This window comes from Enterococcus gallinarum (genome assembly GCF_021496385.1).
Classification (GTDB): Bacteria; Bacillota; Bacilli; order Lactobacillales; family Enterococcaceae; genus Enterococcus_D; species Enterococcus_D gallinarum.
Map to the genome: position 1 here is coordinate 2,503,269 of NZ_CP050816.1, position 18,702 is coordinate 2,521,970.

The following is an 18,702-nucleotide window of genomic DNA, read 5'->3' on the forward strand; positions in this document are numbered from 1 at the left end:
ACTGATCACACGTCACTGGACTGTAATTTATACATATCTGCATAAAGGCCTTGCTGTTTTAACAATGAATCATGGTTTCCTCGTTCGACGATACGTCCTTTATCTAAAACTAAAATCAATTCAGCATCCCGAATCGTGGATAATCGGTGGGCGATGGCAATCGTAGTTCTCCCTTGTCGCATATTCGCCAACCCTTCCTGGATCAATCCTTCTGTTTCGGTGTCGATATTGGCAGTAGCTTCATCTAAAACGAGGATTTTAGGATCAGTCACCATCGTTCTAGCAAATGAGATCAACTGTCGTTGCCCGCTGGAGTAGCTAGCGCCACGTTCAATCACTTTGGCATGATAAGTGCCCTCCAGTTTTTCGATAAATTTATCTGCTTGCACAAATTTCGCTGCTGCTCGGATTTGTTCTTCGCTGATTTCTGGGTTCAGTAAACGAATATTGTCAGAAATATCTCCATAGAACATGAAAGCATCTTGTAAAACCAATCCGACTTTTTTTCGCAATTCTTCGATCGTAAAATCGCGAATATCATGATCGTCAATCAAAATTTGTCCCTCACCAAATTCGTAAAAGCGCATTAAAACATTAATGATCGAGCTTTTGCCGCTACCAGTGTGTCCCACCAAAGCGACGGTTTCTCCTGGATAAGCAGTAAAGGAAATATTCTTCAATACATGATTTTCTCCATCATAAGAAAAACTGACATTACGAAATTCAATCTTTCCTTGTTCAATGACTTGATTCGCATCTGGATGTTGTTGTGGGGTAAATTCTTCATTATCCATGATTTTAAGAATACGGCTACCAGCCACCATGCCATCAGTAAAGACGCTGAGAAAATCCATCATCTGTGTCATAGGATTGAAGAAGCCTTGGACATAGGTGGTAAAAGCATAAATCAACCCCACTTCAATCGGAGAATGCAAAGCATCAAACCCAAACAATGTTAATGACATCGCAACTGCAATCGCATAGAGAAAATTGATGATCGGCGATAATAGCAACGAATTAGTACGAATCATTGCATACCTTGTCTTGAGGTATTCATCATTCGTTTCCTCAAATTCTCGGTTCAGACGTGCTTCTTGTCGGAACTGCTGGATAATCTGCATTCCCGAGATCGACTCGTTCAATTTCGTATTCAATTGACTTAATTTTTCTCGCATTTGACGATAGATTCGGGAGCTGAATTTTTGATAATACCAGATGACGATCATCAAAATAGGTAAGAAAATCAGATTCAATAAAGCAATTTTTACGTTGATCTGAAACATGGCGGCAAAAGAAGATAGGACTGCAAAAATACCAGTCAAAACCATCAAAAACACATACCAGAATTCATACAATGTTTCGGTATCATTGCTGACCCGCGACACAATCGAACCTGCCGGAGTCTGATCAAAATACCGCATACCTAAACTATGCAGCTTCTCGAATAACTTGGTCCGCACATATTGATACGTCTGCAAGGAAGCCATCGAGTATAGAAACCATTGAAAAAACCAGATGACTGCTTTGATGACTACCCCAAAGAAATAGAGACCCGCAAAGAAATAGATGATTTGATTGGTTGCTGACTGTTGTGTCAGATAGTTATCCATGAATGTCTGCAGAATTCTAGGCAGGAGAATGTTGACAATTGATAAGAGAAAAGCAAAGAAAATGGCTGCAAAAAATGTCTTCTTGAAGGGTTTTGCAAATTGTAACATCCGCTTGATGATCAATTTTTGCTCTTTAAATGGAATTGATTTTGACCATTCAGATTCTTGACGTTCCATTATACTTCACTCCCTTCAATTTTGGCTTCCAGTTGTTGCTTGTCCCACATTTTTTTGTACCAGCCATTTTTAGCTAACAGGGCTTCGTGGGTCCCTCGCTCGATGATTCTTCCTTCATCGATAACTAAGATCTCTTCGGCATGCTTCACACTACTTAGCCGATGCGCAGAAATAATCGTTGTTTTGTCTTTTCGATAGTCTCGCAATTTGTGCAAAATATCTTCTTCTGTTTTGGCATCGACAGCTGACAAGGCATCATCTAAGATCAGTAATTCTGGATCAACAATCAATGCCCGTGCGATGGACAACCGCTGTTTCTGCCCGCCAGATAATGAGACCCCTCGTTCACCGACCATTGTTTCGTATCCTTCTGGCAATGCTTTGATGTCATCATTGATTGACGCCAAATCAGCAGCCGCTTCAACCGCTTCTTGTGGTGCTTGGGGTACCGCAAAACGGATATTGTCTCGAATCGACATGGAAAAAAGAAAGTGATCTTGGGGAACATACCCGATAGAGCCCAATAATGCATTCAAAGTATATTCTTTGATGCTGTGCCCGCCAAAAAGAATGTCACCCTCATAATGATCATATTCCCGCATCAGCAACTTCAAAATGGAGGTTTTACCTGCACCGGTTTTGCCAACGATTCCTAATGTCTGTCCTTCATGTAAGGTAAATGCTATTTGTTGCAGCGTGATTTCTTCGGCATCATGATAGCGAAAAGCGTCTAACGCCACTTCAATTTTACCTTGAGCCGGCTCTTGGATCGCGTGTTTTTTTTCAACAATATGGGTTCTTTCCCCCAGCAATTCAGATACCCGATCATAGCTGGCATTCCCTCGTTCTAAAACATTGAACAGACGGCCAATGGCGAACATAGGCCAAACCAACATACCAATATAACTAATAAATGAAACCAATTGGCCAATCGATATCTCTCCTGACATGACAAAACGACCACCCACAATAATCGTTAAGACATATGAGACACCGATAATCAATGTAATGAAAGGATCAAAAAGTGCATCTAAAAAATTGACTTTACGGTTCTTGATGATGGCATCATCAATTTTGGCTTGAAAATCTTGAATATCTTCTGTCTCTTGCCCAAACGTTTTGATGACTTTTATCCCAGTAATACTTTCTTGCGCTTTGTCATTAATCGCTGAAAAAGCTTCTTGCGAATCACGAAAAGCATCATGTAGTTTGCTGCCTAACACTCTAGCCATGACCGCAAGAAATGGCAAAGGAATCAACGCAATCAAGGTCAGACGCCAATCGATAAAAAGGATCATGGCGATGATCGTTGCTCCTCCAGAGATAAACGAATCCGCAAAAGTTAAAATACCCGCCCCAGCAACGTTTTGAATGGCGTTCAAATCATTGGTGGCATGGGCCATCAAATCTCCAGTTCGATGTTTTTGATAGAAAAGATGATCCATTTTGGTGAAGTGATCGAATAATTGACGACGTAAGCTTTTTTCCAAGCGTGCAGCACTCCCCCAAATATTTATCCGCCAGACAAAACGAAAAATATATTGTGCTAATGCAGCGGCAAGCAAAATACCTATCCAAAATAAAATCGTTTCTATCGAAATCTCTTTTTCTGCGATCTCATCAATAATGATTCCGATCACTTTGGGTGGCGCTAATTGAACGAGAGCCACCAAAACCAATGCGGCTACTCCTATATAATAATGTTTCCTTTCTTGTCTAAAAAACCAACCTAACTTTCTAAAAATCGACATAACACCCTCCTATTATTCACTCCTGTTGACTATGATTTGAATCATCGAAATTTTCGGACTATTTTAGCAATGACTGACCTTCCGATGTAGTTACATTTCAATTCCTCGCGAAACACGTTTTGTTACCTACCCAACGATAGGCACAATTCATTTGCTCATCTACGCTTCGCTTACAGTTCTTCTAAGGGAAAATCACTAAGATGAACTTGCATGCCTCGCTGACGCGGTCAATCGCAGTGACTCGCAACACGAGGTATTCCTCCTCATCTGCTTATCTACGCTCTGCTTCGCTTACAGTTCTTCTAAGCGAAAAGCATTAAGATGAACTTGTCGCTGACGCGGTCAATCGCAGTGACTCGCAACACGAGGTATTCCTCCTCATCTGCTTATCTACGCTCTGCTTCGCTTACAGTTCTTCTAAGGGAAAATCACTAAGATGAACTTGCATGTCTCGCTGACGCGGTCAATCGCAGTGACTCGCAACAAAAAGCGAGCTGATGGGATCAGCCCGCTTTTTGTGCTAAAAAACCTATTTTTGGTTTTTCATTTGTTGCATCATTTGCCGAATCTTCTTCTCAGAAGGCTTTTGGCCCATTGACATCATCATCGAACGCAACATATCCTCATTAACGGGAGGATTTTTCTTCAGATAATCTTGCATATATTTACGCGCCAAAAAGAAGCCGCCGACAGCGCCTAATAATACCGCGATAACAGCGATCACGATTACAATTCCTAAACTAACCATTTGAAATCTCTCCTTTCTCTTGTACTCTCAATGAATCATTTTACTAGAAAAAAATACAAAAAGAAAGAGAGAAAGCAGGATTTCTCCAAAAACTTTCCCTCTATATATCAGCTTAATGCCACATCTCGTTTGTTGAACAACCAGTTTGTCAAAAAGTAGATCAATAAGCTGTATAACAAAAGTCCAACCGTCATTTCCCAATAATTCAAACCCGGATCAATTATTGCATTTTGCATATCCGTTTGATGCAATAATGTGGGAACGGTATCTTTGATATTCATAAAATTAAATGGATTCCACTTCAACCAAGGATATTTTTCTATCGCAAAAAGCATGATGGAGTTGATGATGCTGCTCCCGAACAACACAGCTACTCCTAATCCCACTGCCATACTTTGAGAGCGAATGACGGCAGAGATGAACAGAGTCATGGTCATATAAAATACAATCAACAGTAAATTCGTTGCTGCATAGACAAGAGCCACAACTATAGCAGGCAATTGATTATAATCCGTTGATGTGAAGGGAGATTCAGCTACCAAAAACAAATTGCTGGCAAGAAAACTGATTAGAAATAAAACCAGTGTGCCAAGCAAAGCAAATAAGAGTGTGTTGATGGCTTTTGCGGCTAATATCTGACTTCTTGAAAATGGCCGAATCAACAAAAACTTGATGGTCCCTCGACTAAATTCTTCTGCTACCGCTGAAGCTGCCACAATAACAACAAATAAATTCAAAAATGACGTCATGTCGCTTAGAAAAATAAATAGATCGTTGGCTTTAGTATCAGGCGAGCCTAAGCGGACCACATAGGTGAGTCCGAATGTTAAAACCACCAAAAGTCCCAACATGATCCATGTGGACTTTTTTTTCGTGACTTTGATCCATTCATTTTTTATTAGTGTCCTCATTCTAGAGCCCTCCCTCTTCCGTCCAAGCCAAAAATGTTTCTTCCAGCGAAGATTGCTGCAATTTCATTTCCTTTAAACCAATCCCTGCATTAACGAGGGCAGCAGCGATCTCAGAACGATTATCCGTTTCAAGTGAAATCTGTAATCCATCAGTCAAAGCAAGCCCATCGATTTGGAATTTAGTCTTCAAGACATTTAATGCTTCCTGATCGTCATCTGTTTTGATGATCAGTAGGCTTTTTTCTGCCTTCAAGGTATCCATCGCGACTTGATGGGTCACTTTCCCTTTTTGGACAACGATCAGATGATCTGCAATCTGTTCGATATCACTTAATTGGTGACTCGATACTAAAACAGAAACACCCTGTTCTCTTAACATGAGAATCATTTCCCGAAACTCTCTCATACCCTTTGGGTCAAGTCCGTTCATTGGCTCATCTAATACTAAGAGAGTAGGACGATGGATTAATGCCTGCGCCACACCCAATCGTTGGCGCATCCCTAGTGAATACGTTTTGACTTTTTGATTGATATATTCTTCTAAATGAACTTGGCGAATCAAGTCATCCATCTCAACTGCCGTCATTTTTGTCTTCGCCATGCGCTGGTACTGCATCAAATTCTCGTAACCAGTCAGATAATTGTAGAACTCAGGATTTTCTACAATCGCTCCTACCGAGGCAATGGCTGCTTTAAAAGACGTTTCTAGGGAATTCCCCATGATCGTAATTGAGCCTTTATTGTGCTTCATTAAGCCAACGATCATTCGAATAATCGTCGTCTTACCCGCACCATTCGGTCCTAATAACCCGACCACTTGCCCTTTTTCCACTGAGAAAGAAGCATTATCAATGATTTGCTTGGTTCCAATCAGTTTCGATACATTTTTCAGTGTTAGTATTTCTGTCATTTCATCCCTACTTCCTATTCGCTATTTTTTTACTTTCATGATAATAGTTATTACTACCATCCCACTAGAGTATTAAAAAGTCAACAGGAAAAAGAATGATCTTTTCAATTTGGTCTTCTTACTTCCGAATGAAATTCAAAGAATACGAGCCAGCTTCATCAAATTGGGATTTTAAATTAATGACATGATTTAATAAAAATAAACGTAGTAGAAATCAAATTATCATTTAACAAATGAGGGAATTGGACTGAACATATAAATTTATAAAGAGGTGTTTTCTCCGAAATGTGAATAATTCACCTGCTGCTAGGAAAACTGATGGAAACTTAGGCTGTCAAAAACCTGTTTATGCTTTTCGCTCCGAATTTTATGAATCTTTTCTTTCAAACGTTCCCAGTCACTGCTGGTGGGCTGACCATTCCAATAAAAAATCTCCATTTGTTTGTTTGCCCCTAGCTGGCGATAGATCGGGTAATCACTGATTAGAATATCTGGTTCATCAACTGAAGGAACATGCTGGATTGCTCGATGGGAGGTGTTCAACAATCGATTTTTGATCCATAATTCTTGTGTCTTGCCAAATTTCGATTGAATAGAAAAAGTTACTGGACGCTCATATTTAATAAAGACTGTTCGAACGAGCATGCAGTATTGAAAGATAAGACGATCATTCTTCTTTGCAAAACCAACAAGTGGAGGGATTTCTCTTTTTATTGCGATCAAAAATCGTCTCATCGTTGGGTACATGACTGGAAAATAAGCTTCAAGCTCACTTTCCCGCGTTTGTTTTCCAAACCCATCTATTTTATGTTCTGTTCCAAAAACTGATGAGTAGGAATGAATCATGAGTAAGTTGACCAATAAATAATTTTTTTCTTTCGAAGTGAGTGCCAAATCAAAGTATGCAGACAGTTTGTCAATAATGATCTCCTCAGTCGAATACTGCTCATTATCAAACCAATCCTGATGGATTTCAGTCAGATCCTCTTCCAAATATGTATTCATTACTGCAAACATAAAATAAAGAAAACTGATTTCTTCGTCCGTGAGATCACTCACAGCGTAAACATTTGCCTGAAAAAAAGGTGCCAGTATGCATTCGGTGAACTTTCTTTTAGTCATCAATGGATGCTCGAAAGTCGTTATTTCATCAGGAATTTCTACGATAAAATGTTGCTGTTTGATTCGCTGCAATGAAATAGCCAGCAGAGATAAAAATTTATTGCAATCAATTTTTCGCATGTAAGGAGCGTGACGCTCAATTTGAGTAGCAATAGTTTGCTTGTCCCTTATCGTTGCTAAAAGATCTGAATCCGTTTCATCAAACAACTGCCAATACATGACATGATAAAAATAACGTATGTAGTACTCTTTTCCTTCAAGTGGATTTCCTTTTCTTAAACTGTATGATAAATGATAATTTGCTAACACTTGATTCAATTCAGTCAATTTTCTTTGAATCGTCCGTAAACTGCTATATGTCTCTTGGCTTAATTGCTCTAATGAGTGGTACTTTCCCTTAAACAACAAATCAAGAAAGGTAAATCCGACAGTTCTTTCCACCAAGATTGCATAAACTTTGCTTAGCAGAAATCTAGGTGAAAATTCTATCTTGATAGTTTTTGATTCTGATTGATAATTAACCGTATACTCAGAATATTGCTCCTGAAATAGTTCTACCTGTTGAATAACAGACAATAGCTTGCTAGTTTTATAGTTAAACACAGCCATCAGCTCTTTGGTTGAATAAGTTGTTTGATTCCTTTCATAACAATAGGTGAGAAACTGGTTGATTTGTTTTTCTGTTGTGTCAAATAATACATGAAACACTGATTGACCCTCGCTTAAATAGTTATTCAAACTTTGCCTTCATTTAAGTTTGATTTCATCTGGACAAGTAAAAAGATCTTACAATATTGTAAGTTAGTGAATGTTTTGCGATCATACCACTTCAAAGGGACGATTGTCAAACTACCCGTCAAAGTCTTTTATTAAAAAATATCAGCTCAACAAATCTTGCGATTTGTTGAGCCGAATAAATTGTAACTGTTCATTTCTGGGGAAGAAATTTCCAATCATTTTGCTTGTGCTGCCTTTTTGCGACAATCTCTCAAGAGAGTTTACATGCCAATCTGTCTATTCTTTATTTACTTCATTATCAGCAGCGACTGCTTTTTTATTTACAATATTAAATGAACTTCTTAAATGTCTTTTTCTGTTCTGAGTGTTTGTCCTGCCACAATTAATTTTCATCATTATTATCGTATGAGGAAAGACTATTGGGATTGCTCGTCTCCTTAAGTATACTAGTGTCAATGCTGGAACTCTCAGAAGAAGACGGTAGATCAACAATAATCCATTTACTTGGCTTTAAATTCTCTATAGTTGTAACGTCACCATCGTAAACAATCACTAAATCCACTTTGTTTTTACACTTGATCTCAGACATTGGTAAATCTCCACGAATTCTTAAAAAATTCTCAATACCGGAAACCCATTCTACATTCGTTAAAGTCGTTTCACCAATGACCTTATTCTCAGTACCCTTACCATCCCAACCATAAGTTAACACTGCTCGAACCGATTTGGCTGATCGTGTTTTATTCGGACGAATAGGTATCGTGATCCACTTTGACTGCTCATCATAAATGATACGGTTCGTTCGTAAAGTCAAAGATAGTTTACTGGGAGCTCGTTCATTTGCCAAACTATCTATTTTAAAGAAAACAATAAATAAAATAATAAAAAAAGCAATCAACAAGGGGATTTTATTCATTTGCCTCACTTCCTAAATCTATTTCAGGTTAACTTGATAATGAGATTATAGTAGTTTTTTTAGGTAACCACGCGCCAAAAAAAAGACAGAATCAGGTGGAAATTGGCATTTTTCAGAAAACAACCAAAAAAGACTGACACAAGAAAGACAAAAAGTCGCAGTGAATTCTTCGAAAAATCCAGCAGCAAACTACCACTAACTAGATCAATATTTTGTCTCTTCTTATGTTCAGCCTTTTAAATCTGTAAGGATATTAGATTTGAAGCGATACATTCACACGTTCATCCAATCTCCAATTCATTTTTTCTTTTTATTTTCGTTTATAGATAACGTAAGAAATCAAAAGCATGCCCCCGAGAATCATCCATTTATCATTGGTCATTCCGGTTTGCGGTAATTGAGGATTCCCTCCATTCTTTGGCGGTGCCCCACTCTGACTTACTTTAGGAACGGATAATGAAGAATTGTCCACGCTATTACCATTACTGTTGGAAGTCGCACTCTCGCTACTTATACTATTGGTCGTACTTTCGTTACTTGTGCTACTTGTTGTACTTTCACTGCTTTCACTGCTTGCGGTCGTGCTTTCACTACTTGTGCTACTTGTTGTACTCTCACTGCTTTCACTGCTTGTGGTCGTACTTTCACTACTTGTGCTACTTGTTGTACTCTCACTGCTTTCACTGCTTGCGGTCGTACTTTCACTACTTGTGCTACTTGTTGTACTCTCACTGCTTTCACTGCTTGCGGTCGTACTTTCACTACTTGTGCTACTTGTTGTACTCTCACTGCTTGCGGTCGTGCTTTCGCTTGAAGTGCTCGTTTCTCCGGTACCACTGCCCCCGCCTCCATATTTCGGCGTGTAGCCAGTAGTTGTGTGGACTGCTGCTGAATCATTGATCAATGCTTGAATGGTTCCCTTGTTTGTATATTGCTCCAAAGACCCATCAGTTTCTGTTTTATAGGTGATATAGATTCTCTCACTCGTATCCCGCAAAGGAATTTCAAAAGTGCCGTCTGAATTAAGCATAATTGGGACTTGGTCAACATAAGTGGGATTAGTTACGCTTGGACCATACACCACTCGTGCCATGGTGCTGATCAATGCTTGATGGGGTCCAAGAGTATCAACGAATCTCCCATTTTTAATTGAAACCTTATTCGTATCATAAGAATTGATATAAATACGCCAATCAATCGTTCGTTTGGGTTCTTGTGTGCCTAGATACAGCCCTTGTTTCGTAAGTAATGCACCTGTTCCAGTATCCTCAACCCCTCGAATAAATAAAGGAATTGTCTTAATTCCATTAACTGTTTCAAAATCGAGTTGATTGATCTGATCGACAGTAATGTCTTCACTAAATTTTGTCCAAAAGTAAAAGTCTCCATGCACATTGTTGTTCTGCTCAACAAACTCAGTAAATACAAAAGTAAGCTGATTCCCAACTTGGGTGACATTTACTACTAAATGACCGTTCTCATCATACAGTTCATAGCTATTATTGACACCTTCAATCTCTACTGGGAGGATAATCGTCGCTTTGTCCCCGGCCTTTAAGTCACCTAATCCTTCGAGACTCCATTTGAGATCAATTCTGAAAGATTCGTCTTCATCTAAAGTCGTCACTTCTTGATTCTGACTATTGACAACGGATACATCAGTGATTAAGTTTGCCCCCACATCCGTCTCTCCATATACGATTTCCATACCGGTAAAAATGGGGATAGTTAGCAACAGAGCAACAAGTACTTTTGCAATCTTTGAAAGCATGTGATCCCTCCCTGATAGTTAATAGGTCACCGTCAGTATAATTTATGGAAAATTCAGAAGCAAATCATACGAACTGTGCGAGTTATATCACAAGGCAGGGCTTCACTTTCAAATTAATCATCTGCTTTGCACAGAAAAAAACCTATCACTCAAACAAAGCGATAGGTTTTGGAAAAAGACTGACTGATTATTCTGTTGGATCTGCATAGCGATCAATTTGTTGATTATAACGTAGTTGACAACAAATATAAAAAATAACTTGGAACAATAAGTAAATACCTACGATTTCACCATAGAACTGCCAAACGGGCAATTCAACTAATAAACGCAGTGCGGTCATCGCAACAGCAAAATGAATCATTGCCACGATAGTTGGCAAAAAATACATAACTTGTAGCTGATGACGCAGAATTTTATGCCGTTCTTTTGGTGAAACACCAAGCACATGCAAGGAGCGATGGTAAGCGCCGTCCTTGTCAAGATCCGCAAACAGGCGGAAATAGATGATTGATGCAGAGAAAATAAAGAAAACGGAGCCCAGTAAAACAGTGATCATTAAAATGAGACCATTGCCTTGACGTGTTTCCTGGAAAACTTTGTATTTTGATTGATAACCAATATGAGACGGAATGCCTTCAAGTGCTTTTGACCACTCTTCATCGGACATCTCGTTGACTTTGTCTGCTCCTAATTCATCGTAGATAGCGGATACTTTTTCATCTGTTTCTTTATTTTCTTGATCGATTTGCTGATTGATACCATCCATTAACGTAGGATCGTCTGCCCACTCGGGGTAATCTAACCAAACAAATCCTCCCGAATCTTCAGAATCATCAATTTCTTTTTGCCACTTCTCAAAAGTTTGATCAGTTACAACACCAAGGCCAAAATAGTTCAACGAAAGCATTGAGGGACTATGAACGATCGTCATATCTTGCTGAAAATCGCTATCTCCGCCAATTTCCAGCGGATACACATGTTGTCGTTGGCTTTGGTCAACCGACAACAGTTCTTTACGTCTTGAATAATTGCTGCTAAGTTCAAGCACTTGATCATCCATAACAGGTTCAGCTTTTTCTCCGATTTGGCTCATCAATTTGCGATAATCACTTTCTCGCATCAATGAAAATGCATTGTTCATGTAATATGGATCAGTAGCAATCGCTGGATTTTCAAGATTTGTGTAGGTCTCAATGAGATCCACTTGTTCCATAACCGGATGATAGCCTTGCGCTTCCAATTTTTCTTTCACTTCAAAAGCCTTCGTTTTACCTATTTCATCTTTTTCGTATTCCGAAAAAACATACGCTACACTAATTCCTTGAATCGAAGAAAACGAAGTGTTGCCAATCGCCATCATTACTGCTATTCCTACAAAAGCCACTGATGTACTAATGGCGATCAGACTGTACATTGCCGCATTGTCCCGCATACGAAAAATCCATTCACTAATCGTTAACAAGCGTGTTCCTTGTAAAAAAGAAGGACTTCTTTTAAGTTGTTTCAATAAGTAAACACTAAACTGATAGAAGGACAAGATCGTGCCTGCTACCGTCAACAAAACGCCTAATAAAAGAATCAAAAAACCGTCAGCTTTGAAAGAAAAATAAAACACACATCCGTAGCCGACAAAGAGCAAAAGCACCCCAAGGAATGCATAGATCCGACGACTCACAGGCTCCGGCCTGGGCTTCTCGTTTTCTTTGATCAATGATATGATCTTTTCCCCTTGTAAAGCACGCGTACTAAAAAATGAGATCAGCAGGAACATCAAAAGATACACGCCGATTGTTAATCCCAAACTAGTCAATGGAACCATAAAAGACAATCCGCGATTGAGATGCATCACATTCTGAGCAACAAGCAATAATAGCTTTGTTCCCAAAATTCCTAAGCCAACCCCTAGAAAGGTGGCCAGCGATCCTAATAGCGCATTTTCAATAAATAGAATCCTTCGCAAATCCTTCTCTTCAATCCCTAAAATGAGATAGATCGCGAGATCGCGTTTGCGACGTTTTAAGAAAACAACAAAGGTGTACCAAAGAAACATCAAAGATAAAAATGCAATTACTACTAAAGCAACCGCTAATCCCATCTTAGCTAGACTGGAAATGGTATCGCTCGCTGACAAGTTTTCTTTTAGTTGCGGATGGAGCAAAAGCAGACTAAATATATAAAAAACCATGGCAGCAAATGTACTGCTTACGAAATAAGCAGCATAGGTGCGGAAGTTACCTCTTAAATTACGAATGATCAACTGTCTGAAATTCATGACGGCGACCTCCTAGATGTGCAAGAACATCAAGAATTTTTTGGTAAAATTGTTGCTGATCACTTCCGCGATAGGCCTCATTGTAAAGTTTGCCGTCTTTGATGAAAACAACACGATCAGAGAAACTTGCGGAATAGGGATCATGGGTAACCATCATCGTTGTCACTTGTCGCTGTTTGTTCATTCGGCTCAAAATTTCCATGACATCACGGGCTGCTTTAGAATCTAGATTACCTGTCGGCTCATCCGCAAGCAACAGTTCTGGCTGATGTATCAGCGCTCGAGCAATCGCAACACGCTGCTGTTCTCCACCGGACAACTGATAGATCCGTTTTTTTCTTTTGTCATTGATTCCTAACTCTGTCAAAAGCGCTTCACAGCGCCGTTTCATCTCATCAACCGGTACTCGATCCAATGTTAAGGGCAGCATAACATTCTCTGCCACATTTAGCGGAGACAATAAGTTATAATTTTGAAACACGAAACCTAACTGTCGGCGTCTAAACTCAGCAAGCTGTTGTTTTGGCAATGTCAGCGGTTGGGCGCCATTGATGATGACCGAGCCGGATGTTGGTTGATCCAGAGTCGCAACTAAATTCAGCATGGTGGTTTTACCACTGCCAGAAGGACCCATAATGCTAATAAATTCTCCGGCAGGCACTTTGAGATCAATTTGTTTCAACACTTCCACAGATACTTCACCAGTATACGTTTTAGTGATATTTTTCAACTCTAGTAAAGCCATAGCACTCACTCCTTTGCTGTCAGTGTAACAGGTTTTCTGAAACAAACTTATCGATTGTTTGAAAGATAACTTACAATTTTGTAAGTTTCGTTAGCTCTCGGGAAATTCTAATTGCAGGACAGTCCCTTGACCGACTTCAGAAGCAATCGTAACCGTAATCGAGAGTTTTTGACTAATGAGAGAGACTAAATAGAGTCCCATACCGGTAGCTTCTCCCCGCTGCCGTCCATTGTCACCGGTATAAAAAGGTCGGAACACTCGTGGCAAATCTGCCGCTGAAATGCCACAACCTGTATCTGTAATCGTCAGACTTCTGTTCGCATCATCTAATGCAAAAGTGACTGTTGCTTTGGGATTCGAGTATTTGACGGCATTACTGATCAATTGAAAAAGTAGAATCTGCAACCATTTTTTGTCTGTTGTTATCCAAAAATCAGTCTCATCCTTAATTTTCGGATAAATTTCATGCCGGATGAAATTGCGCTTCTGTTCACCGATGCTTTGCTTGATCAATGCTAATAAGGAGGTTGATTCAATCAAAAAGTCTTCTTCAAAATCTTCCAGACGAACAAAATTCAAGGCTGTGGCTAATCCGCTTTTCAAACGATCCGTCTCTGCTAAAAGATCGTAAGGGTCAATTTGACTACTCTCTGCCATCAGTTCTAGGACTGAGACTGGTGTTTTCATTTGATGGACCCAGATATTCATAAATTTGATATGGGTTTGATGATGGGCATCAATCGCTGCTAGTTGCTCTTGTACATGATGATGGTCGTCATCTAAAAGCTTTTTGACTCTTCTAGCTAAGTAACCAGCGCTTCTTCCAGATAATCCTGTTTTTAGATAGTGGTAGAAACTGCGATTGGCGAGATAATCAATCGTGAAAACTCCTATCGCTAACAAGCCCACTAATAGTAAGCCATAGCCGATCACAAAACCATTGCGATACCCATCTAACCAAACGAGCAAAAGGATCAAAGCAATCGACATCCCAAATAAAGCAATTGCTGGTAATTGAACTTTCAAATATTCTTTCATTCTGGTCTCCCTGCAATAAAAAGAGCATAACCCTTTCCACGAATCGTTTGGATTGGTTCATCAAGACCGAGACTTACCATTTTTTTTCGCAGACGACCAACATTTACTGACAATGTGTTATCATCTACAAAACGTTCATCGTCCCATAATTTATTCAAGATCTGTTCTCTGGAGACCATTTCTGGATAAGCCATCATTAGTAAAGTAAGCAATTCTCCTTCACGAACAGTTAACACTTCTTCCTTTTCTAGATAATTCATCTTTAAAGCCTCAGGATAATAAATCAATTCCCCAGCTTTTAGTTGGCGAGCACGATTGCTCTGTGCATAGTCTCCATATACTCGCCGAATATGACTTTTTATTTTTGCTAAGAGTAATTCATAAGAAAACGGTTTGATCAGAAAATCATCTGCTCCATACTCAAGTGCCATCACTTGATCCATATTACCGTCACGAGCCGAAATAAACAAAATGGGTACCAAGGATTGCTCGCGGATTTTTTGACACCAATAAAAACCATCAAAAAAAGGTAAATTAACATCTAACAAAACCAAATCTGGCTCTATTCTATGAAATTCTTCCAAGATCTTTTCGAAATCCTGCGGAATAAAGGTCTCGAAGGCATAGCGAGACAGCTGACTTTCAATCATTTTGACTAATGACTTGTCATCTTCAATTAGAAATATTTTCACAGTGCACCTCCTGAAGTACTTCTAGTTTACCAAAAGCAACGGATCACTTCCTTAAAAAAATCAGAAAAAGATTGTCTACTTATTTATTGTAAGCAAAATGATTTTATAGTATACTATTTCTCGTGACATGTTAAATATATCTAAAAGGTGGAAAATTGATGAAAAATGTTTTAGTTGTAAAAGCAAATAACCGTCCTGACGGAGTATCTGCAAAAATGTTCGATACTTTTGTAGAAAATCTAGATCGAACAGCAGTAGATGTAGTTACTTTTGATGTTTACGCACAACCAATGCCTTATATCGGACAAACATTGTTCGAAGCATTCGGAAAATTAGCACAAGAACAAGATTTAAACCAAGAAGAACAAGAATTGATGACCGTCCGTCAAGACGTCATGAATAAATTTGCAGCAGCAGATACGATTGTCTTTGCATTTCCTATGTGGAACTTGACGATTCCTGCGGCATTGCACACATTTATCGATTATATTTTCCAAGCCGGTTTCACTTTCTCCTACAATGAAGATGGATCTATGAACCAATTATTGAAAGACAAAGAAGTTGTCTTGTTAAATGCCCGTGGCGGTGTTTACTCAGGTGAAATGAGCGGCATGGAAAGTGCTGTTACATTTATGGAAAAAGTATTTGGTGGTATGTTTGGCATGACGATCAGCGATGAAGTAATCATTGAAGGTCACAATGCAGACCCTTCAAAAACAGAAGAAATCATTGCAGCCGGCCTAGAAAAAGTGGCAGAAGCAGCAAAAAAATTCTAATAAAAAATTAAAAATCTCAGGAATGATAAGCGAACCAACAATGCGAACTAGCAGTTATGGGACAGCTTTATTCCTGAGATTTTTTTATTACTGTTAAACAAGACCGTCTTTCCAATCAAGTGGTAAAAGCTGAGCAAGCGGCAGACTGCCCGCCTTCGTCAAGACTTGCGCAGAAAGATTGTCTTCAGACAGCTGACTGAGAAACTCGCGGCAACGACCACAAGGTGAGATCGGATGCCCCTGCCAGTCCACAGCCACAACTTTTGCAATGTGATGTTCTCCCGCAGTGATCATAGCTGCTGCAGCTGCATGTTCTGCACAAAAACCCATAGAACAACTAGTGTCAATGCACACTCCAGTAAAAACGTTCCCTTCTCTGGTAAGGATGGCTGCTGCAACACCGCCGGATTCTGCCCAGGGAGACAGTTTTCTTGGTGCAATCTTCGCTTGGGCGAAAGTAATCAATTCATCAAACTCCATCTATTCCTCCTGCTAAACCCATTCTTTCTTCAATAATCGAAACAGTTCCAGACTAGGTTAGACTGTTTTTACGCCATAGGATAATGTGGTTCATTGCTCCATGATCTTAGTCAACAAGTCTGGATCAAACGTTTGTTGCTGCAGCATGGCGATTTCAAAACCATAAGGAGCTTTTTTATTCTTTTTGTCTTCTCCAACATAAGGAGTTTCTAAAATTTTAGGGAGTTGTTTCAATTGTTCATGATGGACGATTTTACTCAATGCTTCAAAACCAATCGTTCCAAAACCAATATTCGCATGCCGATCTTTATGGCTGCCTTGGGGATTTTTGGAATCATTGACATGGATTACTTTTAAACGATCCAGTCCAATGACCTTATCAAACTCATTTAAGACACCATCAAAATCTTCTTTGACGTTATATCCAGCATCATTGGTGTGGCAAGTATCAAACGTCACCGAAAGCTTCTCATTCAGCGTAACACCATCAATAATTGCAGCAATTTCTTCAAAACTGCGTCCGATTTCCGTTCCTTTACCAGCCATCGTTTCTAAAGCAATCTGAGCCGTTTGCCCTTTTTCCAAGACTTCGTTCAATCCTTTGATGATTTGCTTGATACCTGCTTCTGGCCCTGCACCAACGTGAGCTCCTGGATGCAATGTGATTTGCGTTGCGCCCAATGCCTGTGCTCGTTGAATCTCCGCTTGTAAAAACGACACCGCAAAGCCAAAATTTTCTGGTTTGATGGTATTTCCCAAATTAATGATATAAGGTGCGTGGACAACAATATTCGAAATGCCTGCTTTCGTCATGAAATCTTGTCCAGCAGCAATATTCATCTCTTCAATTTTCTTACGACGGGTATTTTGTGGAGCCCCCGTATAAATCATAAAGGTAGTTGCTTGGTAGCTTGCTGCTTCCTCTGCCGCTCCCAGCAACATTTTTTTTCCACTCATGGAAACATGTGATCCAATTAACATTGATTGTCTTCCTCCTAAAAATAAGTCTTGTCTATTATGCGAAAAAACATTCATTCATGCTAGTTTTTTGCTTGCCGTTTTCTTTGATTTTATCCACTATATTAAGCCAATCCAAATAAAATCAGTACGAGTGTCATGAGAGGCAAACTAATCAAGAAACTGATAGAAGACACATAGCCGACTGCCTCTTCCTCCATACCTGCCAATACAGAATTGATCACACCGAATAAAGGAATTGGAGCAAATACCAGTAAACACAACACGGGCTTCAAAAAAGCGGGAAGAGGTAAAAAGAAAAAGCAGAGAAATAATAGCAAACCGATTCCATAACGCAAACTCAAAATCTTTCCTACCGTTGCAGCAGCATGTTTCGGTAAACGAAAATCTAAAAACAAACCAATCATGAACATCGATAGAAAGGTATTGGCATTACCGATAGGTTGGACTAGCTGGATCACCCCTTGCGGTAATGAGAGCCCAAAGCTGCGAATCAGCAACATGAATAAATAGCAAGTAAAGGTTGGCGATCGTAATAAATTAAGAATGATTTTTCCTGGCTCAAAAACTGTCCGTTTCCCGATTAGATACTCAATCAAAATGGTGGTGCCTCCTGCCAACATAATACTGTTACCCATATCAAACAATGAAATCAAGGGGATTCCTAATGGATAAAAACTTTGTGCAAAAGGAATCGCGAAATTTCCGATATTGAATCCGGAGCCACAATACATCGAAAACTGACGTAACACATCATTCTCTTTTTTGGTTAGGAAAAAGGCAGTCATAATCTGCACGAACGTGATGATTACCGCAATTAAAATTAATGCCAGTGCGTCCATTTGGATCTGCATATCGGCAAGATTAAGAATGATTGCTGCTGGCAGAGTGACATTGAGGATCACCCGAGACAGAATAGATCCATCCGCTTTTGATAGGACCTTTAGCTGTTTAAGAAAATACCCCAAAAAGATCATTGCAAAGAGACCAGCGGCATTCAAAAATAATTGTCCCATAAACGATCTGTTTCCTCCTCTATTGATTTGAAAAAAAGCGAACCCACTCAG

General features: G+C 39.4%; 16 protein-coding genes. 1 reads left to right on the forward strand and 15 read right to left on the reverse strand.

Annotated features, from left to right (window positions below):
• Positions 1-5: 5 nt before the first annotated feature.
• The 12 genes from HED61_RS12360 to HED61_RS12415 all read right to left on the reverse strand — a co-directional run bounded on the left by HED61_RS12360 (position 6) and on the right by HED61_RS12415 (position 15,401).
• Positions 6-1,787 carry an ABC transporter ATP-binding protein gene (locus HED61_RS12360; protein ID WP_003126260.1) on the reverse strand — a complete coding sequence of 594 codons (1,782 nt, stop codon included), beginning with the start codon at positions 1,785-1,787 and terminating at the stop codon, positions 6-8.
• A complete protein-coding gene (locus HED61_RS12365; RefSeq protein ID WP_081131609.1) occupies positions 1,787-3,538 on the reverse strand; it encodes an ABC transporter ATP-binding protein in 1,752 nt (583 codons plus the stop codon). The genes HED61_RS12360 and HED61_RS12365 overlap by 1 nt, the downstream gene beginning before the upstream one ends.
• Positions 3,539-4,067: 529 nt before the next feature.
• Positions 4,068-4,286: a YneF family protein gene (locus tag HED61_RS12370; protein ID WP_029486708.1), complete on the reverse strand. Its 219-nt coding sequence runs from the start codon at positions 4,284-4,286 to the stop codon at positions 4,068-4,070.
• A gap of 107 nt (positions 4,287-4,393) precedes the next feature.
• On the reverse strand, positions 4,394-5,197 hold the full coding sequence (locus HED61_RS12375; RefSeq protein ID WP_219645005.1) for an ABC transporter permease: 804 nt from the start codon (positions 5,195-5,197) through the stop codon (positions 4,394-4,396).
• Between the two features lies 1 nt (position 5,198).
• Positions 5,199-6,107: an ABC transporter ATP-binding protein gene (locus HED61_RS12380; RefSeq protein ID WP_113849585.1), complete on the reverse strand. Its 909-nt coding sequence runs from the start codon at positions 6,105-6,107 to the stop codon at positions 5,199-5,201.
• 306 nt (positions 6,108-6,413) lie between these two features.
• Entirely contained in the window at positions 6,414-7,937 is a 1,524-nt protein-coding gene (locus HED61_RS12385; RefSeq protein WP_175413559.1) for a helix-turn-helix domain-containing protein, read from the reverse strand.
• 412 nt (positions 7,938-8,349) lie between these two features.
• Complete coding sequence (locus HED61_RS12390) at positions 8,350-8,883, reverse strand: adhesin (protein WP_081131612.1); 534 nt, start codon at positions 8,881-8,883, stop codon at positions 8,350-8,352.
• Between the two features lie 310 nt (positions 8,884-9,193).
• On the reverse strand, positions 9,194-10,654 hold the full coding sequence (locus HED61_RS12395; protein WP_219645004.1) for an LPXTG cell wall anchor domain-containing protein: 1,461 nt from the start codon (positions 10,652-10,654) through the stop codon (positions 9,194-9,196).
• A 187-nt stretch (positions 10,655-10,841) separates the two neighbouring features.
• Positions 10,842-12,926: an FtsX-like permease family protein gene (locus HED61_RS12400; RefSeq protein WP_219645003.1), complete on the reverse strand. Its 2,085-nt coding sequence runs from the start codon at positions 12,924-12,926 to the stop codon at positions 10,842-10,844.
• The gene (locus HED61_RS12405; RefSeq protein WP_003126250.1) at positions 12,898-13,671 is read right to left on the reverse strand and encodes an ABC transporter ATP-binding protein; all 774 of its coding nucleotides are present in this window, start codon (positions 13,669-13,671) and stop codon (positions 12,898-12,900) included. The genes HED61_RS12400 and HED61_RS12405 overlap by 29 nt, the downstream gene beginning before the upstream one ends.
• Positions 13,672-13,761: 90 nt before the next feature.
• Entirely contained in the window at positions 13,762-14,709 is a 948-nt protein-coding gene (locus HED61_RS12410; protein ID WP_219645002.1) for a sensor histidine kinase, read from the reverse strand.
• Positions 14,706-15,401, reverse strand: a complete 696-nt coding sequence (locus HED61_RS12415) for a response regulator transcription factor (protein ID WP_003126248.1) — start codon at positions 15,399-15,401, stop codon at positions 14,706-14,708. The genes HED61_RS12410 and HED61_RS12415 overlap by 4 nt, the downstream gene beginning before the upstream one ends.
• Before the next feature lie 158 nt (positions 15,402-15,559).
• On the opposite strand from HED61_RS12415, the gene HED61_RS12420 reads away from it, so the two are divergent.
• The gene (locus tag HED61_RS12420) at positions 15,560-16,177 is read left to right on the forward strand and encodes an FMN-dependent NADH-azoreductase (protein ID WP_005471177.1); all 618 of its coding nucleotides are present in this window, start codon (positions 15,560-15,562) and stop codon (positions 16,175-16,177) included.
• A 93-nt stretch (positions 16,178-16,270) separates the two neighbouring features.
• Here HED61_RS12420 and HED61_RS12425 read toward each other — a convergent pair whose 3' ends face one another.
• The 3 genes from HED61_RS12425 to HED61_RS12435 form a co-directional block, all read right to left on the reverse strand.
• Positions 16,271-16,657, reverse strand: coding sequence for a cytidine deaminase family protein (locus HED61_RS12425; RefSeq protein ID WP_029486697.1), 387 nt, complete (start codon positions 16,655-16,657; stop codon positions 16,271-16,273).
• 90 nt (positions 16,658-16,747) lie between these two features.
• Positions 16,748-17,638, reverse strand: coding sequence for a deoxyribonuclease IV (locus HED61_RS12430; protein WP_219645001.1), 891 nt, complete (start codon positions 17,636-17,638; stop codon positions 16,748-16,750).
• A gap of 101 nt (positions 17,639-17,739) precedes the next feature.
• Positions 17,740-18,651 carry an AEC family transporter gene (locus HED61_RS12435; RefSeq protein ID WP_219645000.1) on the reverse strand — a complete coding sequence of 304 codons (912 nt, stop codon included), beginning with the start codon at positions 18,649-18,651 and terminating at the stop codon, positions 17,740-17,742.
• Positions 18,652-18,702: the final 51 nt, after the last annotated feature.

Bases quoted from the DNA above. Each gene is read 5' to 3' on its own strand.
- HED61_RS12405 (WP_003126250.1), bottom strand. From the start codon at position 13,671: ATGGCTTTACTAGAGTTGAAAAATATCACTAAAACGTATACTGGTGAA.
- HED61_RS12420 (WP_005471177.1), top strand. From the start codon at position 15,560: ATGAAAAATGTTTTAGTTGTAAAAGCAAATAACCGTCCTGACGGAGTA.
- HED61_RS12390 (WP_081131612.1), bottom strand. From the start codon at position 8,883: ATGAATAAAATCCCCTTGTTGATTGCTTTTTTTATTATTTTATTTATT.
- HED61_RS12375 (WP_219645005.1), bottom strand. From the start codon at position 5,197: ATGAGGACACTAATAAAAAATGAATGGATCAAAGTCACGAAAAAAAAG.
- HED61_RS12410 (WP_219645002.1), bottom strand. From the start codon at position 14,709: ATGAAAGAATATTTGAAAGTTCAATTACCAGCAATTGCTTTATTTGGG.
- HED61_RS12365 (WP_081131609.1), bottom strand. From the start codon at position 3,538: ATGTCGATTTTTAGAAAGTTAGGTTGGTTTTTTAGACAAGAAAGGAAA.
- HED61_RS12430 (WP_219645001.1), bottom strand. From the start codon at position 17,638: ATGTTAATTGGATCACATGTTTCCATGAGTGGAAAAAAAATGTTGCTG.
- HED61_RS12370 (WP_029486708.1), bottom strand. From the start codon at position 4,286: ATGGTTAGTTTAGGAATTGTAATCGTGATCGCTGTTATCGCGGTATTA.
- HED61_RS12435 (WP_219645000.1), bottom strand. From the start codon at position 18,651: ATGGGACAATTATTTTTGAATGCCGCTGGTCTCTTTGCAATGATCTTT.
- HED61_RS12400 (WP_219645003.1), bottom strand. From the start codon at position 12,926: ATGAATTTCAGACAGTTGATCATTCGTAATTTAAGAGGTAACTTCCGC.
- HED61_RS12380 (WP_113849585.1), bottom strand. From the start codon at position 6,107: ATGACAGAAATACTAACACTGAAAAATGTATCGAAACTGATTGGAACC.
- HED61_RS12425 (WP_029486697.1), bottom strand. From the start codon at position 16,657: ATGGAGTTTGATGAATTGATTACTTTCGCCCAAGCGAAGATTGCACCA.
- HED61_RS12360 (WP_003126260.1), bottom strand. From the start codon at position 1,787: ATGGAACGTCAAGAATCTGAATGGTCAAAATCAATTCCATTTAAAGAG.
- HED61_RS12395 (WP_219645004.1), bottom strand. From the start codon at position 10,654: ATGCTTTCAAAGATTGCAAAAGTACTTGTTGCTCTGTTGCTAACTATC.